Here is a 25,269-nt window from a genome sequence, read left to right on the forward strand (position 1 = left end):
AGACGAACATGTCGCAACATCTTGTATTGAGTTTTATTGGAGAAGACAAACCGGGCATCGTTGAGTGTTTATCTGACGTGATTGCTCGTCATCAAGGGAATTGGCTGGAAAGTCGAATGGCTCATTTGGCGGATAAATTTGCTGGCATTTTGACGGTTTCGGTTCCCCCTGCTGAGCAACAAGGCTTAATAGAAGCCCTACACGGTTTGGTCAGTTTAGGGCTTCATGTCACGGTCGAAATGGCCGTTGAAAAAGCCGTGGAAGGCTCAACTCTGTCACTGTCTGTAGTGGGTAATGATCGAGCCGGTATTGTGAATGAAGTGTCTCAAGTGCTGCACTCTTTGATGGTGAATGTGAAAGAGTTAACCACAAGCTGTGAACCCGCCGCCATGAGTTCGGAGATGTTGTTTAAGACCGAAATGGTATTGTCGGTGCCTGCGGATTTGCCATTATCTGAGTTGGAGGACGCTCTGGAGGGCATCAGTAGCGACCTGATAGTTGAATTATCCGTTAACCAGTTTGGCTAGAAGCTCATAAACTTTCGATGTGGGTCAAACACCATTCTGCTCTTTCCAGCACGGCGTGTTGTTGTGCTGAGCTTTGTTTGTCCCAATTGCCGTAAATCATGCTGATGCGCGGATTCTTCGCCAGCCAATCTCTGTGTTTCATCATAAATCGCCAATATAAGCTGTTGAGTGGGCAGGCTTGCTCGCCTGTTTTGTCCTTCACCTTGTAATGGCAAGAACCACAGTAGTCACTCATTTTCTGTACATAGCGGCCACTTGCCGCATAGGGTTTGGAGGCGACCCAACCCCCGTCTGCGAATTGGCTCATGCCACGAGTATTGGGCAATTCAACCCATTCAATGGCATCAACATAAATTCCCAAATACCATTCATCGACTTGTTTTGGCTCAATGCCGGTTAAGAGCGCAAAATTCCCCGTAATCATTAAGCGTTGAATATGGTGTGCATAAGCAAATTCCAAAGATTGACCAATGGCATTGGCCAAACAATTCATTTTGGTTTCACCCGTCCAAAAATACTCAGGTAAATCACGGTTGGCCTGCAAGGCGTTTTGATGATGGTAGTCCGGCATATTGATCCAATACATACCGCGTACGTATTCTCGCCAACCAAGAATTTGTCGAACGAATCCCTCTATTTGAGCAAGGTCGATTTGATCGTTCTGCCGATAGCTGGCTATGGCAGTCTGAATGACTTGCATGGGGGAGATCAGTTTACAGTTTAGGGCAAAGGATAGACGCGAGTGGTATAGGCTCCAAGCGTGTTCAGATTGGCTGGTCATGGCATCTTGGAAACGACCGAAATTGACCAATAAGCGATCACAAAAGTACCCTAATAGTTGATGGGCTTCGCGTCTTGTGATGGGCCAGCTTAAGCTTTCCCCAACATGCCCAATGGCCACTATATGGTGTCTTTTGAGGCGAGCCAATAGGCCTTTAATATCGTGTTGAAAACACAGTGGTTGAGGGATACTGCTTAAATCGTCGGTTTTGAGTTTTTGACGATTGCTAGCGTCGTAATTCCATTTTCCTCCTTCGGGCTGACCTTCTTCGTTCATTAAAATGTCAAAGCGTTGGCGCATTTTGCGATAAAAATGTTCCATACGAACGCTGTGTTTTTCTTTAAAGTGCTGTGGGATTTCGTCAAAGGGTAATAAAAAATGTTCGGTATCACACATGCTGACGGTTAATTCACTGGTCTCGACGAATGCCTTAAAAACCGTCAGTAGTCGATATTCGTCTGGTCTTTGAAGCTCAATTTTCTGTGCCCCAATATCATTGGCGAGAGACGTTAAAATGTCATTGATCGTGCAATCCTGTGTTTCATCAAGGGTTAGGTATTGAACCTCGTGACCTGCACTTTGGAGGGCTTTAGCAAAGCCTTCCATGGCGAGAAAAAAAGCACACAGCTTTTGTATATGGTGTTTGACGTAGCTCGTTTCGGAAGGCAATTCGGCAATAAGGTACAATACCCCCGCATCTTGTTGATGGAACCAAGAATGACTGGCGTTGAGCTGATCACCCAATAAAAAACGGAGAGTATGATATTGGTTCATGAGTGAGGGTAGACTGGCCAATCTGCGGCATCGACTGAATCCAGCTGAGGGTCAAAATCTGCCCCTTGCCATTGATCAATAAAAGCATGGTTCGGATCATAGAGCTGGGTTTGTTTCTCCAAATCAAAATGGCGGCCTCCTCTAGGATCAGCACCGACACCTGCGATGTATTGCCAATTTCCCCAGTTTGAACCAACGTCATAGTCGATTAATTGCTCTTCAAAGTAAGCGGCGCCATAGCGCCAATCAATGCCCAATTCGTAAATCAAACAACTGGCGGCAATCTGACGCCCACGATTACTCATGTAGCCAGTTTGGTTTAACTGTTTCATACAGGCATTGACAAGCGGATAGGGGGTATTGCCTCGACACCATTTGCGAAAACGCTCTGGGTAAAAACTTAAATGATGCGCTGTAGCGGTGAGCCCATTTACCGTGAACAAGGCGCGACCATGACAGGTGGCGTACCAATGAAAATATTCGCGCCAGAGCAGCTCGAAATAGATCCAGTCAGTCGATTCATTCGCGCCTTGTTCGGCTTCGTACTTTGTTAACGCAGCGATTACCTGTTTCGGTGACAAGCTGCCTTGCGCTAGCCAAGCAGAAAATTTGGTGGAGTTCTCCCAACCAGCTAATGCATTGCGTACCTGCTTGTAATGGCGTGGTAAGTTGCTGTTGAAGTAGTACTTCAATTGCTGTTGCGCGGCTTTTTCGCCACCAGTAAAGAGTGATTCAGTTGTGACTGGGCGAATTTGCCAAGCCTGTATCTGGGTGAGCGAACAGTGGACAGGGAGCGGTAATTGCAGAATGCTCGGCAACGGCTCTGTGATGTTTAAAGACGTAATTTGGCGGCGAAACTTTGAAAAGGTATCTGGCAACTCTGTGATGTTAAAAGGCAGTCGCCAAGCTTCAAACAGTGACTGTCCATGATCAATGTGAAAGCGTACATCCGAGAACTGACTTGTCAAATGGCGTAGGGACTCTTGTTCATTCCAGCCTGCCCGATGATTCATGTAAATATGTGAAATAGGCAACTCATTAAGCAATAATGTCAGGCTGTTAATGGCGTCTAATTGACTCACAAACAGGGGATGACCCAATGAATCGAGCTGCTGTGCAAGACTGTCTAACCCTTGATAGAGGAATTGGCGTCTGTTGTCTGACATGCCTTGTGTCGCATACCGACTGGGGCGTGTGTGTTCCGGTTCATCGCAATATAGGCAAATAAGCTGATCCACTTCCTGGGCCGCACGCCATAACATTTGTTGGTCGGTACAACGCAGGTCATTACCGAACCATACCAATCCCATTTTCATCACACACCCTCATTGATCGGATCGCTTTATTTCGATACGCAACGTCGGCTTATTTGGATTGCTTTCTAGGATGGTTACGCATAAAAAAAGGAATTTTTGCCGACAAACAAAAACCTTAGTAAAAATGGGGTTATAATGCGGCGAAATTTATTATGTTGAACGAAAGGTCTTAACCAATATGAGTCTTCCAAATTGTCCTAAATGTAATTCTGAGTATGTTTATGAAGATCAGGCAATGTTGATTTGCCCTGAATGTGCCCATGAATGGAATCCCAATGAAGTGGAAGTGGACGAAGAGGCATTGATCATTAAAGATGCCAGCGGTAAACAGTTGCAAGAAGGGGACAAGGTCACGCTAGCAAAAGACTTAAAAGTGAAAGGGTCTTCACAAGTCCTTAAGATTGGCACTAAAGCAACGATTAAACGCTTGGTTGATGGCGATCACGACATTGACTGTAAAGTGGATGGTGCTGGTGACATGATGCTGAAGTCCCAATTTGTGAAAAAAGCGTCAGCCTAGTCTCCGGACGGAAAAAGAGCTGGGAAACGTCTCTTGTGAATACTGAAAAATGAGCATAATAATGCTCATTTTTTGTTTCTGCAGAATAAAATGAGTAATTATTTTCCCATTCATCCAATGTAGACTATATTTTGAGCATGATATTGCGCATTGGAGGCTTATCGTGAAATCGACTTTGACAGACGAGCAGAAACAGAATTTGCTCATTGATCTTCTTAGGCAACACATGCTGGGAGAGCTGACTCAGGGGCAGCTACTGAAGTATCTGCGTAAGCAATTTCTTGGGATCTCTCAAGGTGAGTTTGCTGATCAAGTGGGTGTGAGTCGTCGTAGCTTAACGGACATTGAGTTAGACAAAGGCAGCCCAGCACAAGCCATGATTAATAAGGTGTTCGAACCTTTTGGGGTCAAATCCAGCTTAGCGCCGATAGAGCCCCATTTGGCATGCTATTTATTGGTTGGAAAAACGCTGGGTTAATTTTCTAATGAGCGGCGAACGATGAATCCTGTCAGTTTAGCGTTTAGTGTTTAAGCGCCAATACGCTTTGGTGTGGTTGTTCCTTCCCATGACTTTTCGCTCGTTGCGTAAAAAGTGACGAACTTGTTTGGCGGAGTCGGACTCAAACGCTCCCCAAACCGCATCAATCTCAGTGATTTTCTCCAGAACCGTTAACACTTTCTTCCCTTGTTGTTGAGGGGCGCAAACAATGCGTTCTATTTGAGCGTCATTTGGCAAGTCTGTGTGGCTGAAATAAGCTTGTTCCGATTCTTTCTCGCTGAGTAAGATGATGTAAGGTGCGATGGGGTTTTGCCATTGCTCTAAAATACCGGCAAGGGCTGGGTAGGCGGTTTCGTCTGCGATGAGTAACGCTTGGCCTTGATGCAAATGTGGGTGTTTGTCTTTGGCTTCCGAGCGACTGGAAATAATGTCACCTTTGTTAAGGCTGTTTGCCCATTGACTGCCTAGCGTGTTGTCATGGGTAAAAATATCAACATGAGCTTGATCGATAAAGTCAGACGCTTCTGATTGCCAAGCTTTACGAAGCGTGTAAAGGCGAACGTCTTTGTTGGCGCTCATCAGGAGTTTTTGACGCTGTTTATTGGACAGATGTTTCATTAACCAGATAAAGACGCGATCAAATAGGTTTTTCTGCCAGGATTTTTTATTCTGTGGGGATGCCACGAATTCCGGTCGCTTCTGCAAACTTTTTAACACAAAAGCAAAGGCATGACCTGGGTAGTAATCTGGTAATGGCGTTGAAGATTGCAGCGTTAATCGTGTGATATTTCGTGTGATATTCTGCGTATTAATGACTTCGAAAAAGCGTTTTCCAGTGCCGCTAAAATCACGGCCTTGTTTCACAATCGCGGCATAGGCAAGGTATAAAATTTTATCTTCTAAGCTACCGTTAATGACAAAAGGAGCGAAAACATCTTGATGATTATCTGAGGTGTTGCTCTCAGACGTTTTCTCATCCAATGTGCTAGCTTGAATTAAAACCCCTTCTTCAAAGAGATCCACTATCTTGGCCGACACTATCTTGAATGAGCCGTTTAGATGGCTTTCGGCAATGGCCAATACTTCTTCACTGTGATCTTGATTAACGTGTTCAAGTATATCGAGTTTGTGATCTGAGTCTTGGATGGGGGAACGTGATGCCATGTTACCTCTGGTGAGCTGGTGGCGAAAAATTTAAATAGCCATAGGGGTAAGCAAGCCCCTATGGTGAGTTATGTCTTAGTGGCAGACGCTTGGATACTACAAATGGTACAGGGCACTGATGCCAATTGTACGAGTTTGCCCTACTGTCGCGACGGTGCCTTCACGGTAATACACTAGGTCTTCGTTCGTGAGGTTTTTAACATAGCCAGTGATGGTCAAATCACCTAAGAGATATTGAGCGCGAGCATCAAAAACAGTGTGATTGCCGACTTCGCTGTCGGCACTGTTATCAAGGGTGGAGTAATATTGACCAACATAATTTGCATCGCCACCGAATGACCAATTGTCGCCTACGTATTGTGTGAAGCCTAAGCCAATGTTTGTTTCTGGAGCACCTGATAACTGATTGCCTTTATTGCCATCATTTTTATCGATTTCAGTGCGTAATAAACCAATAGAACCGTGTAATTCTACGTCGTTTGTCAGCCAAGTGCTGGTTTCCAGTTCGACGCCATAAGTATGAGCGGCTTCGACATTGACGACGGTAAAACCACTTGCCGCTTGATAGTCCGTATAGTCATTGTAGAAAAGGTTGGCGCTTATTCGTGTGCCATTGTCGAAGACGCTCTTACTGCTGACTTCATAGGCGGTCACGGTTTCACTGTCGAATTCATATGCTTCATTTGTCGATGTGTTAATGCCAGTACCAGAAGGGCTATAGCCTTTGCGAATGCTCGCCCCAAGCGTGGTTGAGTCTGACATCGCGTGAGTGAGACCGATCTTAGGTAGGTAGTGGGTCTGGTCTAGGTCTTGATTTACATCGCTGCGTCCAAAAAATGAACCGGTTTTATCAACGTCTTCGTGTTCGATGCGCAACCCTAGACTGGCCTGAGTCAGGTTGGATAAGGCATACGTCGTTTCGCCATAGGCCGCGGTGGTATTTGTCGTGTAGCGAGTATCTATGTTCAAGATACCTTGTGTGGCGTCAATCACAGAATCCTTGCTAGAAGCATAAAGTCCTAATACACCGGCCCAGTTAGATTCTTGATCGTTAAAGATCAGTCGGTTTTCTAACGAGCTAGTGTCTTGTTGAATGTCATATGTGTTGGTAGCCGTAGCCACAGAATAGCCATCTGCGTATAAATCCGAGTTACTATGGCTGACGTGCAGTGAGTTGGTGAGGCCGCTTTTGAGTTGGTAGTCCACATCAAGGGCAATGGATTTGTCCGTTGAATCTTGTTGGCGAGAGATGGTTCCGCTGCCCAAGGTAAGTGTTTGGCTATCTATTCCCTCTTCTGTATTACTGGCGAAGCGAATGTGTTCACCCTTGTTTTTATGATGATTGACGGTCAGCTTGGCAGAGAGTTCAGGCAGGCTAGCAGGCTGCCACAGGAGTTTACCTCGGATATTTAGACTCTCAGATTCACTTAAGTTCGGCGTGTCATCATACCCATTGGTATCATAGTTTAGCCAACCTTCTCCTTTGGTTTCATCCATGGCGATGCGATACGCCAACTCATCTTCCATAATGGCCCCAGATGTCATGGCGGCTAGATTGTATTTCAGATTGCCGTTTTTGTAGCTTTCTAAACCGACTTGAACCGCGGCGTCGTTTTCAAAGGTCGGGTCATTGGTATTGATGACAAGGGCGCCGGCGATCGCACTCGCGCCTTGTGCTGTTGATTGTGGCCCACGTAAGACTTCCACTTGCTGAGCGTCCCATAAACCAATAGGCGAAAAGTTGTATCCGGACCAGTCTTGTGACATACCGTCAACTACGGTAGCGACTCGAGCACGAGAGCCGGTTATTAAAGCTAGACCACCGGTTGCCGCGCCACCGCCCGAAATACCTCGTATGTTAATGTTGCCAAAGGACCCAGGAATAACATTGGGCGCTTGTGTTGCTATGTCTTTTGCCTGCTTGGTTTCGCCTGTTTCAAGCTCGTCAGATGTCATCACTGTGACGGCTGTGATGGTGTCTTTCAGCGTCTTATCCATTTTTTCGCCTGTGATGACTATGGTATCGAGATCAACTTCAGCCGCGAACAGTGGCTGGGTCATCATGGCACTCATAATAGACAAGGCGACCACGGAGAGCTTGTAAGAGCTGTGAGCGCGTATTTTTATTCTATTCGACATTGAATCTTTCCTTATTATGATATGGCTAACGTATGGCATGACGGTGAGGTGGCAAAGCCTGTATTTGGCTTCGTTTTAATAATGGGCGAATCACGCAGGCAATCAGTAGGGTGATGACGGCGCCGCCAGCGACAACACTGCTGTACTGCAGGTGTTTTGCTAGTGCTAAGCTTGCCGCGGAATAGGCAAAACCAAGTAGGGATGCCACGCTGAACTGAAGCGTGAAAAAAGTCGCTTTTCTTAGCGTGAGGGCTGCTTTGTCCATCATGATGGTGGAAGACACAACCAACATCGCGGGGAAGCTGATGAAATGTAAGGTAATGGCTGCATAAACCATGCCTTTACTGGTGGCACCTAGTGTTAAGAACAGCACAAAAATCAGGGAGGTGAATTGTATAAACGTCACCATGACCAGAGCATTTAAGCGCCCAATTTGATTGATGAGTGGTGTGGCGAGTAGCGCTGAAAAGAGTCCTACGATAGAACCGTAAATTTTCATCACGAAGCCAATGTCATCGAGTGGCCAGCCTTGATCGACAAGAAGAGGGTTTAGTAACGCGAATCCACAGGTTGAGCCAATCGGATACAGACCTAATATTAGAAACCAAGGTTTGTGCTTTAGAATGAACTCTTTAATGTCTTTAAGAAGGTATTGGTCGCTTTCGTTGTATGGTCTTGGTTCTGCAGCGTGATCTGGCTCTTTGAAAAACAGCATTTGCACAAGTGATAGGGCGGTCAAACCGGCCAACAACCATAAAGATCCTTGCCATCCTAACCAAGGGTAAAACATTAGAATCAAGCCACCACCAATGATGTTGCCGAGTAAGTTTCCTGAGAATTGAACACTGTTCGCAAACTTACGGGTGTCTGCATCAAACAATTTGCAGGAGAGACCATCAATTGAGACATCTTGAATGCTCATGAAAAAAACATAGCAGGCCAACACCAACAATATCCCGCTAAATTGCGTTTCGAAGTCTAAAGCGCCCGCTAAGACAAGCAGTAATGTCATGCCCCCTTGAGCGAGTATGAGCCAACTTTGGTATCTACCTTGTAGATTTACTAAACATATATATCGTAAGTTTACGTGAAATTTATCAATTATCGGGGCATAGAAAATCTTCCCGGCAAGAGGCAGTACAGCGAGGTTTAATAGGGCTAACTGATCCAGTTCAGCGCCCTGCTGACGCAGGATAGCAACGGCCGCTGAGAGAATAAAGGCGACTCCTATGTATTGCGTCACATAGGTGCTGGCTATCATGAACCAGGGGTAATGGCTGTTTTTCATGGGTAAATCCTAAAGGTCATCTTATGCGGATCATTAAGACGCAAGTGAGCGACGTCAATGTCGTTTGCATAAGGGGTTAACTGTCGAAGTAAGCTTTTGTGAAAAAGAAACAGACCTGCTAAGACGGTTTAAAGAGTCTATCGAGGAAAGAGAGAGCCTTCTTTCGAAAGCAGACATGTCACTTTTGAAAACGGAAAAAATGGCTAAGCTGAGTGTCGTATGCTCAGAGATTGGCGATATTCACTTGGGGTAACGCCCACCTCGCTTTTAAACAGGGTGGCGAAATGTGCTTGGCTTTTGAAGCCGATATCGTGAGCGATATCGGTAATAGGTTGGCTGCTGCCGAGTCGCTTTTGAGCGGTTTCGATACGAGTTTTACGTAGCCAATCGCGAAAGCTCATGCCCAGTAACTGTTTGATGTCTTGTTTAACATAAGTGCGATTGCTGCCTGCGAGACGAGCTACGGCCGACAGGGGCCAGTCCAGTTGCAAGTTCATTTGTATGTGGTTTAAGGCGTGATTTAATTGATCGATTCGAATATTCTGAGTAGCTTGGCTTTTTAGACGGTGTTGGTGAAGAAACAATGCCAGCACTTCTTGGGCTTTGGCTTTAATAAAAAGCTCGCGCTCAAACCCTTGTAAATCACAGTTCCATACCGCTTCGCAGCATTGAAGGATGTCCACTGGAATTGGACCCGCTTCTGCTAATCGTACTTGAGGAACATTATGCGGCACATTGCTGGTTAATTCAGGCAGTATGCTCCTTTGTCCTAGGTGCTCTAAAGACAAGTGAATGGAAAAGGTTTGCCAGGTGCTGTCGCTTGGGAAGTTCATGTAGGAAGGGCACGATTCGTCAACTAACGCTACCATGTAGTTATGACTGTAGTCCTTTTGTCTGTCCATGCCTTTGTTCAATGTTTGGCACTGACACTTTCCTATCATGGAAATATACAGGCCCGGTTGGTGAACATTCACAATGGAAGTGTCTTCATCAAAATGATGGTTAACTGTCCGGACCCAGCTTGATGGATCGAAATCTAAGTTAAATTGTTCAAACGTCGCAATTTGCTCAACAGAATGAAAAGACACGGTGCTTTCTCCTAACAAGGTAGTGCCAGCAAAGCCAGCAACAGATAACTGTTATAGTATTAATAATCATTATCAATTGCGAAGGTTATTTTCTAAAATTCTTTGCGTTAACTTGAGTTCGGAGAATGACAACGCACTGTTGCGTATTTAGAAGTGTGATATGCGTATTTATTGAATAATTACGGCGTATGATGATCTAGACTTCATTTATTCATGAATATTAATGAGTCGTATATTGATCGTATTAAAGGGGATTAGAATGACATTGGCCGTCATGTTTAAAAAATTAACGTTAGGATTTGTGGTTTTGGGGATGCTATCAACATCGGTGCATGCGGTAGAGATGATAAAAGATGTTCGCTATGGAGATCGGGAGCGTAATCAGTTGGATGTGTATTTGCCTGATAATGTGTCGAATCCTCCTGTTGTTGTCTTCATTCATGGGGGTCGTTGGTTCCGTAATGATAAGTCTCAAATTGAGCTCTATGATCGTGTAAATCAATTGATGAAAGCAGGTATGGCGTTAGTGTCTATTAACTACACATACAGCACACAAGCAACCTGGCCAACGCAATTGAATGATCTGAGAGCCGCATTCGACTTTATTCGGAATAACGCAGATCAATATGGCTATGATGGAAGTAAGGTGGCCGTTTGGGGGCAATCCTCAGGCGCTCATTTAGCATTGTGGTCAGGTTTCGACCAGGCTCAGTCGTCTGCTACACAATTAAAAGCGATAGTGTCATGGTATGCGCCGTCCGATTTATATCACATAGCAACGGATAGAGAGCAGGATGACGTAACGGATCGCAAAGGCATGGACGAAGAGCCAACACCAGAATCCATATTGGTTGGAGCAACAGTGACTGAAAATAAAGCTTTGGCCGATGCCGCCAGCCCACTGATATTTTTACAAGGCATGCCAGAGGATGCGAGCATTCCGCCGACTTTGTTGGTGCATGGTACAAGTGACTTCGTTGTTTCGCCCCTGCAATCAAAAAGATTGTATTCCGTGATGGAAGGTCGTTCAGGGGTAACATCCGTTGAGCTTCGTTTGGTGGAAGGTGGTCGTCATGGCGGTGACAAGTTTGATGCCGAAGTGGCACCTGTGATCGATTTCCTAAAACGCGCCTTTGCTCAATAAAGGCGCTTAGTGACTGAGTTCTGCCGCTTATTATAAGTCCTTCATTGTCTAGCACTCTCTGTGTTTTATCCATTGTGCTTTAGTCACCAGTAATTTGGCATAAAGGTGCTAGGCAATATATTTACTAACAAATTTACGGCGTAGTAAATGAGTTGAAACATTTCCAACAAGTGTTCCTAGTAAAATACAGATTAGGGCAATGGTTAAGCCTAAGCTCCAACTTTCGCCAAACAAGGGGACTGCCAAGGTACTGGCAAATACCGGTACTAATGCCATTAGGCTACCCATTCTGGTCGCACCGATTAAGTGAACCGCTCGTCCATAGCAAACCATTTGAACTGTGGTTGCCATCACACCTTGATAAAACGCTTGTAGGCTAATCATTTCCCAAGAGGCCTGACCTATCTGATGAGGTAGAAACAAAGCATAAATGGGGGCGAATAAACCCGTTGTCACTGCAATGATGCCTAGTGTTGCTTGCCAAGGAGCAAATTTCCAGCGACGTAATAGCACGGTAAAAATGCCCCAGAACATACAGGCTAGGATAAAGCTTGCATCACCAAGCCAATAAGATGCCCCAGTTATTAGGGTTTCAGAGATGAGCGCCACAATGCCTAAACTACTGAGCATAATGCCGAACCAAGCGACGTGATTGTGACGCTCATTCGCCAGGAAGAAAGCAAATACGGCAATCATGATTGGCATTAAACCAGGCAGCAATAATGCCGCATGAGTGGCGGGGGCATGGTCAAAACCATTGAATACAGATAAAGCATAAGCGAGTCCACCAATGCTGCCTAACACCAGCATACGCCACTGAAGAATGGTGTGGCGATGTTGCCAAATAAAGGGGAAAAATAAGACAAAGGCGGTGCCGAAGCGAACCATCATCATATCGGGTAGTGCCAGTGCGGCCAGTGATCCCGCTTTAGAGACCAAGATAAAGCCAGTCCATATCACCACTGCCGCGAGTGCATAGCTAATACCTGTAATGGGTAGGGTGTTCGAGTGGGAGTTGCTCATGAGGATGCCTTTTCTGTTTGTCTTTTAATCAGTTTAGGCTATGCTACATTTCATTAATAATGAATAATAAAGAACATATCGTTCATTTAAAATGAATCAAATAGATTGAATTAGGTGTTGTGTGGATATTTCAGATTTAATTGTTTTTAAAGCCGTGGTTGAACATAAAGGGGTAACGCGTGCCGCAGAGGCATTGCATCGGGTACCGTCTAACGTTACGGCACGACTGAAAAAGTTAGAAGCTGAACTGAATGTGAACCTATTTTTACGCGAACACAACCGACTTTCGGTGACATCGGCTGGTCTTAGATTGTTGGATTACACCGATAAAATACTGCAGTTACAAAAACAAGCGATCGCCGAATTGACGCATCAAGAACCCTCAGGGTTGTTTCGCTTAGGCTCCATGGAAAGTAGCGCGGCTTCGCGTTTGCCAAGCTTATTAACGGATTACCATACAACCTACCCACAAGTTCAAATTGAGTTAATGACCTCGGCGTCCATGCCATTGATTGAAAAGGTGTTGGAAGGCGAATTAGACTTGGCCATGGTGTCTGATCCACCTGACGATCCGAGATTGATCTGTCACCCTTGCTATGAAGAAGAGCTGGTTTTGATCATGCCTGAAGCTTGGCTAGCACGAGAAGAATTGCCTAATACTTTAACTATGGTGGGCTATAACAAAGGCTGTTCCTATCGCCATCGTTTGGAAAAATGGTTGAAACGACAAGCGCGAACCTGTGAACGCGTGATTGAAATACCCAGTCACTACACCATGCTTGGTTGTGTGATTGCAGGCATGGGAATAGGTATGGTGCCTAAGTCTTTGCTGGCATTGCATAAAACGGATGGCTTAGCTTATCGTCAAGTTGATGATGATATTGCTCAAGCAACGACCTATTTAGTCGCCCGAAAAGACAACCCTACCAGCGCCATCAGTGCATTTGTTGAGCTGGCGACAAGCGTAAAAAAACCATAAAAATGAACCGACTACAAAAGGGGTCTAAATTGATCCATAAAGTTTCAACGATTCCTGCTTGGCACCACATAGCCATACTTTACATGCCTTGTTAGACTGGATGTTAGTCAACTTAATGCATTGATGTCTAAACGAAAGAAGGAATTTACCATGTCAGTCGATTTTCATTCGCCAAGCGAACTGCTTAAACAGGCCATTCAAAAACATCAAACCGTGCTGAAAATCATTGCAGGTGTTTTTATTGTATTGGGGCTTTATGCTTTAATCGCGCCCACCGCGTTTGCCCTTGGCATTGAAACCATTCTAGGTTGGACATTGTTTATAGCAGCTGTGACCAGCTTTGCTCATGCCTTCTTTATACGCCATTGGCGCGGCGTGGCTTACGATTTGGTGAATGGTCTTATCTTCGCGCTCATTGCGTTTATCTTGTTAAGCAATCCTCTTAGCGGCGTGATTAGCTTAGGCTTAATCATGGCGGTCATTTTTGGTGTGGATGGTGTGGTGAAACTCATTCGCCTGTTTACAGGAAAATTAACCGGCAGTTATCGTGCTATGGTTGCGGTGTCGGCTGTCTTATCTCTCGCCATGGCCTTACTTATGTTATGGGATTTACCAAAAAACGCGCCAATCTTTTTAAGCGTCATTGTAGGGATTAACCTGATTATCAATGGTTTTGGTTTATGGGCTTTGGTGAAAGCGTTTAGTCGCTAGATTGGATCAGATCCAGTATAAAGATAAAGAGCTCAAAACCCTTAATATTCGCTAATGTCTAGATCAGAAAAAGCCTCTTGAGGTGCAAGACCACAAGAGGCGAAAACAGAAGTGAGTAGCGACTGAGCAGTGGGAAGGGAATACCGCTCAGTCAGGTGATGACCTACTCCACTTAGTGGCGGATTAGGTAATCAAATGCGCCAAGTGCTGCCGTTGCTCCGGACCCCATGGAGACGATGATTTGCTTGTAAGGTGCAGTGGTCACATCCCCAGCGGCAAAGACACCGGGTAATGAGGTTTCACCATGTCCGTTCACCACAATTTCTCCTCGGTTGGTCAGTTCCAGCGTATCTTTTAGGAATTCGCTGTTTGGCACCAAGCCAATCTGTACGAAGATACCTGCCACATCGACCAAGTGAGACTCGTCGGTTTTGCGATCTGTGTATTTCAAGCCAATGACGCGTTCGTCATCGCCCAATACTTCGGTCGTCATGGCATTTTTAATGATGGACACGTTTGGCAATGATTCCGCTTTTTTCACCAATACATCGTCTGCACGTAGTGTGTCACCAAATTCCAGAACAGTGACATGTTCTACGATACCCGCTAGGTCAATGGCCGCTTCAATTCCCGAGTTACCACCACCGATAACCGCCGTTTTCTTACCTTTGAACAATGGGCCGTCACAGTGTGGGCAGTAAGCCACGCCTTTGCCACGGTACTCTTGTTCGCCGGGTACGTTCATTTCTCTCCAACGTGCACCAGTGGCTAGAACAACGGATTTACTCTTAAGAATCGCGCCATTTTCCAGTTCTACTTCGACAAATTCTTTCTTTTCTAAGCGAACGGCTTTTTGAGTTTTCATTAGGTCAACATCGTATTCTAAAACGTGTTGTTCCAACCCTGCGACCAATTTAGGACCGTCGGTGGCTTTGACTGAAATAAAGTTTTCAATGGCCATGGTGTCAGATACTTGACCACCAAAGCGCTCTGCAACCACACCGGTACGTATGCCTTTACGTGCTGAATAGATTGCCGCAGCGGCACCTGCTGGGCCTCCACCAACGATTAAAACATCGTAAGCTTCTTTTTCGGATAAGGCGGCGGCTTGCTTATCCGATGCCCCCGTGTCGACCTTGTTTAGAATCTCGTCCAAGGTCATGCGGCCTTGTCCAAAGTGCTCACCGTTTAGGTAAACCGACGGTACGGCCATGATATTGCGCTCGTCTACTTCGCCTTGGAAGAGTGCGCCGTCGATCATGGTGGCCGTGATTTTCGGGTTAAGGACCGCCATTAGGTTAACGGCCTGTACGACGTCTGGGCAGTTATGACAAGAGAGGGAAATGTACACCTCGAAGTTCAGTTCGCTGTCCAAACCTTTAATTTGCTCTAGTGTGTCTTGCGCCGCTTTTGAAGGGTGGCCACCGGCTTGAAGTAAGGCAAGTACTAGAGACGTAAATTCGTGTCCCATTGGGATACCAGCAAAGCGAACACGAGGTGCTTCGCCTTTAGGACTAATGGCCATTTGTGGCGCACGACCAGATGGATTTTCATCTGTTATCAAAGTGATTTTGCTGCTGTTTAATGACTCGATGTCTTGCGCTAGTGCAAGTAATTCCGCTGATTTGTCGTTGCCATTAGTGGACACAGTAATCTCAATCGGATTAACGATATTTTGAAGGTAGGTGCCCAATTGTTGTTTCATATTTGCGTCTAACATAGTGTCTAATCCGTTTAAAATTGAGAATTACCGTAAATTTCGGGCGAAAAAAACCACTCCTAACAAGCGAGGCTTGAGGATTGAGTGCCGAAATTTAATTATTGAGGGCTGTTATCCAAGATCTGGTGAAAGCCCGAAGTTGGGCGCGGCGCGCCCAACTACAGGGAAGTCGTCTTAGATTTTGCCGACTAGGTCTAGAGAAGGAGCCAATGTTGCTTCGCCTTCTTTCCATTTAGCAGGGCAAACTTCGCCTGGGTGAGCGGCAACGTATTGTGCTGCTTTTACTTTGCGAAGTAGGTCTTCTGCGTCACGGCCAATACCTTCCGCTGTGATTTCCATCGCTTGGATAGTGCCTTCTGGATCGATCAGGAAAGTAGCACGATCTGCAAGGCCTTGGCCTTCACGCATGACGTTGAAGTTGTTGGTGATGTTGCCAGTTTGGTCGCCAACCATGTAGTAGTTGATTTTACTAATGGTGTCAGAGCTGTCGTGCCATGCTTTGTGAGTGAAGTGAGTGTCTGTTGAAACAGAGAATACTTCAACACCACGAGATTGCAGTTCTTCGTATTTGTCAGCCACGTCACCAAGTTCCGTTGGGCAGACAAAAGTGAAGTCAGCAGGGTAAAAGAAGAACACGGCCCATTTGCCTAGTACGTCTTTTTCAGAGATTTCTACGAATTCGCCGTTTTTAAAAGCAGTTGCATTGAATGGTTTGATTTGAGTGTTGATCATTGTGTATCTCCTAATAAGTGTTTGCGTTACCAACGAGAGCCATAGTAGGAGATTATTAATTATTAATAAAATTGTTATTATTTAGCGAGTTGATTTAAAAAAACTATATTGCTGGTTGTTGTCTTCATGATCTGGATAAAGTTCCAATATTTCAATGATTTGCGGTAATTGTTCGATGGCAATGTCGGTTAAATTTGGATCAAAATGTTGACCTTTTTGTTCCATTAGATAGTTGACAATGTGTTGTTCTGTCCAAGTTGCCTCTTCATGGCTTGGTGACATTAGGGTATCCAGAGCATCGGCTAGGGCGACAATACGACCCTCAAGTGGAATTTGGTCTGTTTGTAAGCCATTTGGGTAGCCACTACCATCCCATTTTTCATGGTGAGTTAAGGCGATCACACTGGCCATGAGTAACAGGGGGTCATTATCTGATTCAAGGATTTGTGCCCCGAAGAGAGTATGTTCTTGCATGATTCGGACTTCATCGGGTGTGAGATTTTCTGTCTTGTGAAGTATGCTGTCAGGCACACCAATTTTGCCGACATCATGCATGGGGGTGGCATGGAATATACGTTCTACCCAAGCCTGATCTTGCTCAGTATATTCGGCTAATAGCTTGCTGATCAGACTCATTCGAATAACATGAGCGTGGGATTCGTTATCCTTATGTTTGCCTGCGCGATGCAGGTGCTGGATGACTTGTATCTTACTGTTATGCAAGTCTTTAGTGTGTTGTTTTAGCCGTTTTAAAAGCTGACGATTTTGCTTGTGTAATGTGACATGAGTCCGTACACGTGCGAGAACTTGTTTGGGATGAAAAGGCTTGGTGATGTAATCCACGGCGTTGCTATCTTCTCTAAAATTTTCCTCTTCTTTGTCATTATCATGAACGATAAGAATAACCGGAGCATGTTTGGTCGTGTGGTCTTTGTTTAATTGTTGGCTAAGTTGGTCAATTTCAATGTCCGCGGAGGTCGCGTTAAGCAGGATTAGATCCGGTTTTGGAATATCGGCTTCGTTTAACATGGACAACGCATTTTCGACATCGGCCGCCACACTGATTTGATGATCCCTATAGAGCCACATAGTCAGTAAATTGATGTCTTCTTTTGAATCATCAATTAAAAGCAAATTCGGCTTAGACAGAGCAGCCTCTAAATCAATGCGGTTTATCATTGTCATTATCTTAACTCTATTAGGTTTATCTACTGCGTTACGGTTTTCTCAACGTAAGTCGAAATAAACATAGTCAAATATGAGACAAGAATGTTATTTCACTGTTGATACCTTCCTAATAAAGGGTAAGCGATAAGTGAGAAATTCTCAGACAGAGATCTGTCATGATATGTAAGATAGACATGAGGAATGTTGCGCTCTTTTACACGACTGAAACAGAATGTAAAAGAGCGGCTTAAGTCCGGATCGAGTTTAGCGCCATTGCTGCAGTCGAGCCATTTGAAGGTGACGCTCATGTTCTGCTTGGTCGACGGTAATGGGGGTGAATTGAATGTGTTCTCCCGGTTTTTTCTGGGCCAATAGACCACCGCCAAAACGAGTCACACAACCCATTTTAGGGTACCCACCAATGGTTTGACGGTCCCTTAATAAGACAATGGGTTGCCCGTCTTTGGGGATCTGTACGGCACCATAGGCAATGCCTTCTGAAATGATGCCAGGGGTTTCGCTGATAATGGCATGACCTTCTAAGCGATATCCCATGCGATCACTGTTTTGCGATATGGTGTAATCGTTGGAAAAAAAGTGAGCTCTTTCTAAATCTGAAAAGCTTTGATATTGATAACCTAATATCAATGGGATTTCACGCAGACTGTAATTTGGGATTGCCGCTCTAGGGACCGATCTTGGTTGATGGGTTTGGTTGGCGAGATAGGGTAAGACATCGCCCTTTTGAAGCTTTTCACCTGTTCCAGTTAGACCGCCAATTTTCTCACGCATCACAGTCGCGACACTGCCAAGAGTGGTATCAGCTTGGAAGCCGCCTTTTACCGATAGATACGCGCGGAGTCCCCATACGGGCTGCTGGAATGAAAGAATGTCCCCTTGTTTAACTGCATAGGTTTGCCAAGGTGTGAGGCTTTTATCATTGAGGGTGGCGGCTAAGTCGGCGCCGGTCAGTGCAATGCTGGTATCGGCTTGAGCTTCCAGAGACAGCATGCCAAACGTAATTTCCAACTGCTGTGTATTATCGTCATTGTCGAGTAAAGCGTTGCCCCAACGAAAGGCCAATTCATCCATTGGCCCTCCGGTGGTCAAACCAATGGCCTGATGACCGTGACGACCGAGATCCTGAAGTAATGCCAGCATACCGGGCTTGATAACCTTAAAAGCCATCCAGTTTGCCTCCTTGAGCTAAAAAATCTTGTCGTGATATGGGCTCAAAGCGAACCTTGTCCCCCATCGCAATCAGCGCCAAATTGTCACTTCCCCAATCGATCAATTGAATAGGCGTACGACCTATTATCTGCCAGCCCCCCGGTGTCACACTTGGGTAAACGGCGGTTTGGTTTTCGGCAATGGCGACACTGCCAATGGGGACTTTTAGACGAGGGGTGGTTTTACGACCGATATGCAGTGCTGCAGGCGTATTGCCTAAAAACGCAAACCCTGGGGTAAAGCCGATGGCATAGGCACGATAAAGGTTCGAGCTGTGCTGTTTAATGACCTCATTACTTGACATCCCACAGTGTGCGGCAACGTCGTCTAAGTCCGGTCCTACCTCGGTACCGTAATACACTGGAATCACAATCTCGCGGACATCGGTTTGTTGACTTGTGTTGGGGACAGGGTCAGCAATTCGGTCACGAATGGCTTTGCAAATTGCAAAACGATCATAATGATCGCCATCAAATATCACCAATAACGTTGTGTAGGATGGCACTAAATCAATAATGCCAGAAAGTGACGTAAGCTGGTGGCTGACATGGGCGATACGATCCGAAACGGCTTCGCTAATGGTCTGACTGAATGTCAGTAGACAGGCATTATCACTGACCATATCAATGTCAGGTAAAGGGGGAAGAACAGCTTGGATCATGATTTATTTCGTGTTTCCAGAATGAATGGCATTAACTAACGTGCGGATACGAGTGACTGCATCCAGCGCGTGATCCCCATCGCCGTGGACACAAATAGTATCGGCATGAATCGGCAGAGCTTGGCCTGAAGCTGTGGTTAACGTGCCCGTTTCACAGAGTTGTACCACTTGTTGTTCAATTTTCTCAAAGCTGGCATGAACGGCATCAGGCTCTTTGCGTGGGGTCAGTCGACCTTCGTCAGTATACAAACGGTCTGCGAACGCTTCAAACCATAAGGTTAGCGCATATTTTTCTGCCATGAGTTTGATTTGTGGTGCTTCTGGAACCGCCATGACCATGAGGATTAAGCGGTTATCCAATTCACTGACGGCCTGCATAACCGTGTCTAGCACAGTGAAATCGGCCATCATGGTGTTATATAAAGCTCCGTGAGGCTTAACGTAAGTCACTTGGGTATTTTGACCAGCACAAATGCCGTTCAATGCCCCAATTTGATATTGAATTAAGGCTTTTAACTCGGCTGGCGCGATGTCCATATTACGGCGACCAAAGCCGACTAGGTCTGGGTAGGCCGGGTGAGCCCCAATCGTGACATTATGTTGTTTTGCCAAGGCCACGGTTTTGGCCATGGTGTGTGGATCGGATGCATGGAAACCGCAAGCGATGTTGGCTTGATCTACGAAAGGCATGATGTGATCATCTTGCCCCATTTTCCAAGCGCCGAAGGCTTCGCCCATATCACAATTTAATTTCATTTTAATCGATCCTTAGAGATTTACTTTTGCGACATGGTCGCAGGTAAGTAGGTGACAATTTCGGGGAACAAGCTAATCAAACCTATGGCCACACCAATTAACAAGAAAAATGGCAGAGCGGCTTTAGCAACGTAAAGGATGTTCTTCCCCGTTAAGGCTTGAATGACAAATAAATTAAAGCCGACTGGAGGCGTAATTTGCGACATTTCGACCACCAACACAATGAAAATACCGAACCAAAGTAGATCAATATTGGCCGCTTCGACCATAGGTAAAACGACCGCCACCGTTAGTACCACAACCGAGATTCCATCAAGGAAACACCCTAAAACAACAAACAACAGGGTAAGGTAAAGGATCAATTCCATTGGTGATAAAGAAAGTCCACCAATCCATAATGCTAGGGCTTTAGGAATGCCTAGGAAGCCCATGGCCAAGGTTAGGAAGTGAGCGCCGACCAGAATAAAGCCGATCATACAGGAACTTTTCACCGCGCCAAGTAAGCTTTTCATAAAACTATTACGACTTAATGATCCGGTTGCGGCTGCGAGCACTAAGGCCCCTGTGACGCCGATGGCGGCGGCTTCTGTCGGAGTGGTGATGCCGCCATAAATTGACCCCAGTACGAAACCAATTAAGCCGACCACAGGTAAGAGTTTACGCAGTGCTTTAAGGCGAGCAGACCAACTGGTGTCTTGCTTGCTGGTCTTTGGCAGTTCGTCCTTGCGAAGATAGCCCCACATCATGGTAAAGCCCATAAACAAACTGACCAGTAACAGACCCGGTAAGGCGCCAGCAATGAACAAACGAGCAATGGACACTTCGGCGGCGACGCCATAGACAATGAGAATGATAGAGGGGGGAATCAGCAAGCCTAAGGTCCCCGAACCGGCTAAGGTGCCGATGGCCATCCGCTCACTGTAACCTTGTTTGCGCAGTTCGGGTAAGGTCATACGGCCAATAGTAGCAGCAGTCGCCGCGGAAGAACCTGACACAGCGGCGAAAATGCCACAGCTTAAAATATTGACGTGTAACAGCTTGCCTGGTACTCCGCTCAACCAAGGAGATAAGCCTTTGAATAAGTCTTCTGATAAACGCGTTCGAAATAACACTTCGCCCATCCAGATAAACAGGGGCAAAGCGGTTAATGACCAAGCGGTGCTGGCCCCCCAACTGGAAGTCGCAAACAAAAGATCCACTTGATAATTTTCAGATAAAACCAGTCCAAGTCCACCAATGGCGATCAGGGTAAAGGATACCCAAACACCCAGTGATAATAGTGCCAATAAAGCAAAGGCGAGGAGAATCGAAATCCACAGCATATCCATTAGATTTCCTCCAGCGCAAGCGTGTCTTCGTGCTCACTGTAGTTAGGTGTTTTGCCCTTTAGGACGGTAATGAATGCATCCAATATGGCCAAATTTAAGGCAATGACACCTATAGCAACTGGGGTTTGAGGAATCCAAAGAGGCACCGGAATGTAACCGTAAGAGACCTCATCGTAAAGGTAAGATTCATACACCATGTAAGCACAGGCGTAAGACACATAACTCATGAGCGCTAACGAAAACGCGAGGATAAGGCCTTCTTGCCATTTACGAGACACGGGAGAGAAGCGCTGAATCAGCAGTGTGACCCGAATGTGGCCACCTTCTTTGAAGGTGTAGGCGAGGCCAAGAAAGGTCGAAGCGGCTAACGCATAACCGGCGAAGTCTTCCGCCGACGGTACAATGAAACCGAATAAACGTCCGACAATTTGTGCCAGCAATAATAAGGTGATGAGGATAATGCACAAACCAGCCAGTAAGCCGGAACAGAGATACAGTTTTTCTTTTATTTGCTTCATAGTGTTCACTTTTGCTGGAAAGACACCGTCTAGCCTACTGAGATGGGGGCGAAGAAACCAGACGGTGTTGGAAGACCAAATTCGATGCTAAGCCGAATTTAGTTTTGGTAACGCGTTAAGATTTCGCCAACTTCTTTTGGCGCTTCGGCTTTCCATTCCTCAATCATAGTTGCGCCAATGGCTTGTAATTGATTTAGCAATTCAGGAGACGGATCGCTGACTTTCATACCATTGTCTATCAGCTTGGCTTTATCACTGGCCGCCCGTTCAGCGACTTTTTCCCAACCTAGGGCTTCAGCATGCTTTGCGGCTTCTAGGATGGCATTTTGGGTGTTTTTATCTAAGCGACGAAAAGCGCGCTTGTTCACCACCACGACGTTTTTAGGAATCCAGGCTTTTACGTCTGTGTAGTAGCTCACATAATCCCATGCTTGGCTGTCGACACCGGTAGATGGAGAGGTAATCATGGCTTGGATGATGCCGGTACTGAAGGCTTGAGGAATATCCGGCACTTGAATCGTTGTTGGAGTGGTGCCCATTAAGTCAGCTAAGCGAGAGGTGGATGGGCTGTAAGCACGCATTTTTGCGCCTGCAAGATCGCTTAACGTGTTGACTGGCATTTTGGTGTACAGACTTTGTGCAGGCCAGGCAACCGCATACAAGAGTTTCATTCCGCTTTTGTCTAACTGCTGTTCGACTTGTGGTTTGGCGGCTTCCCAGAGTTTTTTTGCGTCCTCAAAGGAGGTGGCTAGGAATGGAATGTTGTCGTGTTTGAACACCGGGTGTTCGTTGCCTAAGATACCGAGGAAGACTTCTCCCATTTGTACTTGGCCTGTTTTTACAGCGCGAGGAATCTCGGTGTGTTTTACCAAAGAGCCTGCAGAGTGAACGGTAATGTCTAAATCGCCGCTGGTTTTGTCTTTGATTTCTTCAGCAAAGCCATAAGCAATTTGCGTTGGCAGGTTACCATCGCCATAAGGGGTTGGCATGTGCCATTTGGCCGCGAGTGCGGAGGTGGATAAGACACTGCCGATAACGAGTGCTGTGGTGAGTTTTTTCATTGTTCCTGATCCTTTCGTTGAAGGGTTAAGTTTGTTTTTTGTTATTAAAAGCGCCACCTCGCCTGGGAGGGAAAGGCAGCGTAAAGCAAAGAGATTAGAGGACGGCTAAGTCCATATCTAACATGTCAGTGACCAGCATTTTGCCGGGTGCATGGGTGATACAAAACGGTGGTTTAGCGTTGCGTACAGCGACTTGGGGTGTTACGCCACAGGCCCAGAAGATTGGTACTTCACCGTCTTTAACGGAAACCGCATCGCCGAAATCAGGCTTGTCTAAGTCATGAATACCAATGTCTTGTGGGGTACCGAAATGCAGTGGTGCGCCATGTGCTTTAGGGAAGCGTGTGGTGATCTGAATCGCTCGAATCGCTTCTTTAGGGGTATAAGGACGCATAGTGACCACGGTATTACCAAAAAAACGTCCGGCTGGCACAGTGGCAATGTTGGATTCATACATGGAGACATTGACGTCTTCACTGATGTTGCGCGGTGTTAATCCAGCTTGCGATAAGGCATTTTCAAAGGAGAAAGAGCAGCCTAAAACAAATACCACGAGATCGTCTCGCCACAAATCGGCAATGTCAGCGCGGCTTTCGACTTTCACCCCATCACGGTAGACATAATATTCTGGCAGATCATGTCGCATGTCGATGTCTTTACCCAAGTCTGGCAGGTGAAAATCCCCGACTTCTGACACACCGATTAATGGGCAAGCGATAGGATTCTTTTGGCAGTAGAGTAAAAACTCATTAGCCCATTCAGCTGGCAGTATGACAATGTTGCCTTGCATTGCGCCGGTCGCTAAGCCACTGGTTGGCCCGGTATGGGCTCGACTACGAATGGCTTGACGCAATTCATACGTTTGTTGCAGTAGAGGCGTTGCCAGTTGGGTCATTAGAGTGGTTCCTTATTCTTGCACATTCTGTTTTTTCTAAGAGTAGAGTGCCGAGCCACAAAAAGTCTAATCGTGTTTTTTTGGGTTATTTGATCAATTTAATTTATCAAGTAAGGTGTTCTCGTATTTCTGTGCCGCTTCCACGGCTAGATCCACTGCCATTTCCGCCAACGGATTAAAGGGCTCGTCCGAATAAGAGGCGGTGAATTTCAAATCATGGGGTGTCCAAATAGTGTGGATTTTACGTAGGACGTTATCTTCCAGTTCTTTGGCAATCATGATGTCTGGCAAGGTGGCAATGCCCACCGCATCAATGGCAAGACTGCGAATCGCCGCTAAGGAGGTTGAGGCATAAAAATGCGGAGGGTTGCCTTCTAGTCCGCGAAATTTTTGGACTATCTCGGCATAGGGTTTGGTGGACTTAGCGTAAGTGATGATTGGCCAAGGCGTGAGTTCTTCTAAATAGAGCAAACGTTCCGGTAACGACAATCTAGGGCTGCAGACCCAAGACAATGCAAAGGTACATAAGTCTCGATTGACAATACTGGGTTCGGAAATCGGTCCCATTAATAAGCCCAAATCCAGGGTGCGATCTTTCACTCCAGCGGCCAGAATAGTCGTGATGTCGACGGTGAGTTCAACATTTAGATTGGGGGATTTTTGGTTTAGGCGTGCTAGAAAATCAGGTAACCAAGTATTAACGATGGTTTCTGATACCCCTAAACGCAGTACCCCAGAATATGCGGCATTTGCTTCTGCGCGTTTGCGTAATTGTTCTGACTGATAGAGGATTTTTTCTATGTAAGGTAAAAGCTCTTTGCCTTTTGACGTCAAAATAATTGGACTAGAGCCACCTTCCCTCTCGAACAATTTCACGCCGAACTCTTCTTCTAATCCGGCGATCCGTGCCGAAATGGCCGGTTGAGTGGTGTGTAAGCGTTCTGCTGTTTTGCAAAAACTTCCTAATGTGGCTACCCAGACAAAGGTTTCGAGACGTTTATAGTTCAAGGCTTGGCTCCTTTGAGTTGGCTCGGCTTAGCGGGCTAAGCCCCGATAATGAGCCGAGTTGATCGTTGTTGTATCGTATTGAATCTGTTGGTAAAAACTGCGCTAAATTAACATCATTAAGCCCACATTATTCACTCTACTGTCTAGGTTGTCATAGTCAGTTTTTGTTCAGGCAGAGTCTTCGGTGTCCTTGATGATTTGTTTTCTGGAAAATGGCCGTCTATTAACGGGGCAATCTCT

The 25,269-nt window shown here is 45.9% G+C and carries 24 protein-coding genes; 6 read left to right on the forward strand and 18 right to left on the reverse strand.

Going from position 1 to position 25,269, the window contains the following annotated elements; genetic code table 11:
• Positions 1-8: 8 nt before the first annotated feature.
• Positions 9-527, forward strand: coding sequence for a glycine cleavage system transcriptional repressor (locus MAR181_RS01005; protein ID WP_013794747.1), 519 nt, complete (start codon positions 9-11; stop codon positions 525-527).
• Between the two features lie 4 nt (positions 528-531).
• Here the strand turns inward: MAR181_RS01005 and MAR181_RS01010 are convergent, their stop codons facing one another.
• Positions 532-2,082: a cryptochrome/photolyase family protein gene (locus tag MAR181_RS01010; RefSeq protein ID WP_013794748.1), complete on the reverse strand. Its 1,551-nt coding sequence runs from the start codon at positions 2,080-2,082 to the stop codon at positions 532-534.
• Complete coding sequence (locus MAR181_RS01015; protein ID WP_013794749.1) at positions 2,079-3,398, reverse strand: DASH family cryptochrome; 1,320 nt, start codon at positions 3,396-3,398, stop codon at positions 2,079-2,081. The genes MAR181_RS01010 and MAR181_RS01015 overlap by 4 nt, the downstream gene beginning before the upstream one ends.
• A 178-nt stretch (positions 3,399-3,576) precedes the next feature.
• Here MAR181_RS01015 and MAR181_RS01020 point away from each other — a divergent pair, with 178 nt between their 5' ends.
• Both MAR181_RS01020 and MAR181_RS01025 read left to right on the forward strand, forming a co-directional pair.
• Complete coding sequence (locus MAR181_RS01020; RefSeq protein ID WP_013794750.1) at positions 3,577-3,918, forward strand: zinc ribbon domain-containing protein YjdM; 342 nt, start codon at positions 3,577-3,579, stop codon at positions 3,916-3,918.
• Positions 3,919-4,081: 163 nt separating this feature from the next.
• Entirely contained in the window at positions 4,082-4,396 is a 315-nt protein-coding gene (locus tag MAR181_RS01025; RefSeq protein WP_013794751.1) for a helix-turn-helix domain-containing protein, read from the forward strand.
• A 36-nt stretch (positions 4,397-4,432) separates the two neighbouring features.
• On the opposite strand, the gene MAR181_RS01030 is transcribed toward MAR181_RS01025, so the two are convergent.
• From MAR181_RS01030 to MAR181_RS01045, 4 genes are all read right to left on the reverse strand, one after another.
• A complete protein-coding gene (locus tag MAR181_RS01030) occupies positions 4,433-5,581 on the reverse strand; it encodes a siderophore-interacting protein (protein WP_013794752.1) in 1,149 nt (382 codons plus the stop codon).
• A 96-nt stretch (positions 5,582-5,677) separates the two neighbouring features.
• Positions 5,678-7,720, reverse strand: coding sequence for a TonB-dependent receptor (locus MAR181_RS01035; protein WP_013794753.1), 2,043 nt, complete (start codon positions 7,718-7,720; stop codon positions 5,678-5,680).
• Positions 7,721-7,745: 25 nt separating this feature from the next.
• Positions 7,746-9,008: an MFS transporter gene (locus MAR181_RS01040; RefSeq protein ID WP_013794754.1), complete on the reverse strand. Its 1,263-nt coding sequence runs from the start codon at positions 9,006-9,008 to the stop codon at positions 7,746-7,748.
• 203 nt (positions 9,009-9,211) lie between these two features.
• Entirely contained in the window at positions 9,212-10,096 is an 885-nt protein-coding gene (locus tag MAR181_RS01045; RefSeq protein WP_013794755.1) for a helix-turn-helix domain-containing protein, read from the reverse strand.
• Between the two features lie 259 nt (positions 10,097-10,355).
• On the opposite strand from MAR181_RS01045, the gene MAR181_RS01050 reads away from it, so the two are divergent.
• The gene (locus tag MAR181_RS01050) at positions 10,356-11,240 is read left to right on the forward strand and encodes an alpha/beta hydrolase (RefSeq protein WP_013794756.1); all 885 of its coding nucleotides are present in this window, start codon (positions 10,356-10,358) and stop codon (positions 11,238-11,240) included.
• 108 nt (positions 11,241-11,348) lie between these two features.
• Here the strand turns inward: MAR181_RS01050 and MAR181_RS01055 are convergent, their stop codons facing one another.
• Complete coding sequence (locus MAR181_RS01055) at positions 11,349-12,263, reverse strand: DMT family transporter (RefSeq protein ID WP_013794757.1); 915 nt, start codon at positions 12,261-12,263, stop codon at positions 11,349-11,351.
• Positions 12,264-12,384: 121 nt separating this feature from the next.
• Here MAR181_RS01055 and MAR181_RS01060 point away from each other — a divergent pair, with 121 nt between their 5' ends.
• Both MAR181_RS01060 and MAR181_RS01065 read left to right on the forward strand, forming a co-directional pair.
• Positions 12,385-13,242, forward strand: coding sequence for a LysR substrate-binding domain-containing protein (locus tag MAR181_RS01060; protein WP_013794758.1), 858 nt, complete (start codon positions 12,385-12,387; stop codon positions 13,240-13,242).
• Positions 13,243-13,392: 150 nt separating this feature from the next.
• A complete protein-coding gene (locus MAR181_RS01065) occupies positions 13,393-13,953 on the forward strand; it encodes an HdeD family acid-resistance protein (RefSeq protein ID WP_013794759.1) in 561 nt (186 codons plus the stop codon).
• Positions 13,954-14,125: 172 nt separating this feature from the next.
• Here MAR181_RS01065 and ahpF read toward each other — a convergent pair whose 3' ends face one another.
• The 11 genes from ahpF to MAR181_RS01120 all read right to left on the reverse strand — a co-directional run bounded on the left by ahpF (position 14,126) and on the right by MAR181_RS01120 (position 25,029).
• A complete protein-coding gene (ahpF, locus tag MAR181_RS01070) occupies positions 14,126-15,673 on the reverse strand; it encodes an alkyl hydroperoxide reductase subunit F (RefSeq protein ID WP_013794760.1) in 1,548 nt (515 codons plus the stop codon).
• A gap of 174 nt (positions 15,674-15,847) precedes the next feature.
• A complete protein-coding gene (gene ahpC, locus MAR181_RS01075; protein ID WP_013794761.1) occupies positions 15,848-16,405 on the reverse strand; it encodes an alkyl hydroperoxide reductase subunit C in 558 nt (185 codons plus the stop codon).
• A gap of 81 nt (positions 16,406-16,486) precedes the next feature.
• Positions 16,487-17,590, reverse strand: coding sequence for an HD domain-containing phosphohydrolase (locus MAR181_RS01080; protein WP_013794762.1), 1,104 nt, complete (start codon positions 17,588-17,590; stop codon positions 16,487-16,489).
• A gap of 246 nt (positions 17,591-17,836) precedes the next feature.
• Positions 17,837-18,760, reverse strand: coding sequence for a 5-oxoprolinase subunit C family protein (locus MAR181_RS01085; RefSeq protein ID WP_013794763.1), 924 nt, complete (start codon positions 18,758-18,760; stop codon positions 17,837-17,839).
• Complete coding sequence (gene pxpB / locus MAR181_RS01090; RefSeq protein WP_013794764.1) at positions 18,750-19,463, reverse strand: 5-oxoprolinase subunit PxpB; 714 nt, start codon at positions 19,461-19,463, stop codon at positions 18,750-18,752. Before pxpB ends, MAR181_RS01085 begins: the two co-directional genes overlap by 11 nt.
• A gap of 3 nt (positions 19,464-19,466) precedes the next feature.
• Positions 19,467-20,219 carry a 5-oxoprolinase subunit PxpA gene (locus MAR181_RS01095; RefSeq protein ID WP_013794765.1) on the reverse strand — a complete coding sequence of 251 codons (753 nt, stop codon included), beginning with the start codon at positions 20,217-20,219 and terminating at the stop codon, positions 19,467-19,469.
• A 20-nt stretch (positions 20,220-20,239) separates the two neighbouring features.
• The gene (locus MAR181_RS01100) at positions 20,240-21,547 is read right to left on the reverse strand and encodes a TRAP transporter large permease (RefSeq protein WP_013794766.1); all 1,308 of its coding nucleotides are present in this window, start codon (positions 21,545-21,547) and stop codon (positions 20,240-20,242) included.
• A complete protein-coding gene (locus MAR181_RS01105; protein WP_013794767.1) occupies positions 21,547-22,065 on the reverse strand; it encodes a TRAP transporter small permease in 519 nt (172 codons plus the stop codon). The genes MAR181_RS01100 and MAR181_RS01105 overlap by 1 nt, the downstream gene beginning before the upstream one ends.
• 98 nt (positions 22,066-22,163) lie before the next feature.
• The gene (locus MAR181_RS01110) at positions 22,164-23,126 is read right to left on the reverse strand and encodes a TRAP transporter substrate-binding protein (RefSeq protein WP_013794768.1); all 963 of its coding nucleotides are present in this window, start codon (positions 23,124-23,126) and stop codon (positions 22,164-22,166) included.
• Positions 23,127-23,220: 94 nt separating this feature from the next.
• On the reverse strand, positions 23,221-24,021 hold the full coding sequence (locus MAR181_RS01115; protein ID WP_013794769.1) for a putative hydro-lyase: 801 nt from the start codon (positions 24,019-24,021) through the stop codon (positions 23,221-23,223).
• 93 nt (positions 24,022-24,114) lie between these two features.
• Positions 24,115-25,029, reverse strand: coding sequence for a LysR family transcriptional regulator (locus MAR181_RS01120; protein ID WP_013794770.1), 915 nt, complete (start codon positions 25,027-25,029; stop codon positions 24,115-24,117).
• Positions 25,030-25,269: the final 240 nt, after the last annotated feature.

It is taken from the genome of Marinomonas posidonica IVIA-Po-181, assembly GCF_000214215.1.
Taxonomy (GTDB): domain Bacteria; phylum Pseudomonadota; class Gammaproteobacteria; order Pseudomonadales; family Marinomonadaceae; genus Marinomonas; species Marinomonas posidonica.

Coding starts and splice junctions, on each gene's coding strand:
- MAR181_RS01040 (WP_013794754.1), bottom strand. CDS start 9,008: ATGAAAAACAGCCATTACCCCTGGTTCATGATAGCCAGCACCTATGTG.
- MAR181_RS01020 (WP_013794750.1), top strand. CDS start 3,577: ATGAGTCTTCCAAATTGTCCTAAATGTAATTCTGAGTATGTTTATGAA.
- MAR181_RS01065 (WP_013794759.1), top strand. CDS start 13,393: ATGTCAGTCGATTTTCATTCGCCAAGCGAACTGCTTAAACAGGCCATT.
- MAR181_RS01005 (WP_013794747.1), top strand. CDS start 9: ATGTCGCAACATCTTGTATTGAGTTTTATTGGAGAAGACAAACCGGGC.
- MAR181_RS01085 (WP_013794763.1), bottom strand. CDS start 18,760: ATGGCTTTTAAGGTTATCAAGCCCGGTATGCTGGCATTACTTCAGGAT.
- MAR181_RS01115 (WP_013794769.1), bottom strand. CDS start 24,021: ATGACCCAACTGGCAACGCCTCTACTGCAACAAACGTATGAATTGCGT.
- MAR181_RS01035 (WP_013794753.1), bottom strand. CDS start 7,720: ATGTCGAATAGAATAAAAATACGCGCTCACAGCTCTTACAAGCTCTCC.
- MAR181_RS01015 (WP_013794749.1), bottom strand. CDS start 3,398: ATGAAAATGGGATTGGTATGGTTCGGTAATGACCTGCGTTGTACCGAC.
- ahpF (WP_013794760.1), bottom strand. CDS start 15,673: ATGTTAGACGCAAATATGAAACAACAATTGGGCACCTACCTTCAAAAT.
- MAR181_RS01030 (WP_013794752.1), bottom strand. CDS start 5,581: ATGGCATCACGTTCCCCCATCCAAGACTCAGATCACAAACTCGATATA.
- ahpC (WP_013794761.1), bottom strand. CDS start 16,405: ATGATCAACACTCAAATCAAACCATTCAATGCAACTGCTTTTAAAAAC.
- MAR181_RS01010 (WP_013794748.1), bottom strand. CDS start 2,082: ATGAACCAATATCATACTCTCCGTTTTTTATTGGGTGATCAGCTCAAC.
- MAR181_RS01100 (WP_013794766.1), bottom strand. CDS start 21,547: ATGGATATGCTGTGGATTTCGATTCTCCTCGCCTTTGCTTTATTGGCA.
- MAR181_RS01055 (WP_013794757.1), bottom strand. CDS start 12,263: ATGAGCAACTCCCACTCGAACACCCTACCCATTACAGGTATTAGCTAT.
- MAR181_RS01110 (WP_013794768.1), bottom strand. CDS start 23,126: ATGAAAAAACTCACCACAGCACTCGTTATCGGCAGTGTCTTATCCACC.
- MAR181_RS01105 (WP_013794767.1), bottom strand. CDS start 22,065: ATGAAGCAAATAAAAGAAAAACTGTATCTCTGTTCCGGCTTACTGGCT.
- MAR181_RS01080 (WP_013794762.1), bottom strand. CDS start 17,590: ATGACAATGATAAACCGCATTGATTTAGAGGCTGCTCTGTCTAAGCCG.
- pxpB (WP_013794764.1), bottom strand. CDS start 19,463: ATGATCCAAGCTGTTCTTCCCCCTTTACCTGACATTGATATGGTCAGT.
- MAR181_RS01050 (WP_013794756.1), top strand. CDS start 10,356: ATGACATTGGCCGTCATGTTTAAAAAATTAACGTTAGGATTTGTGGTT.
- MAR181_RS01095 (WP_013794765.1), bottom strand. CDS start 20,219: ATGAAATTAAATTGTGATATGGGCGAAGCCTTCGGCGCTTGGAAAATG.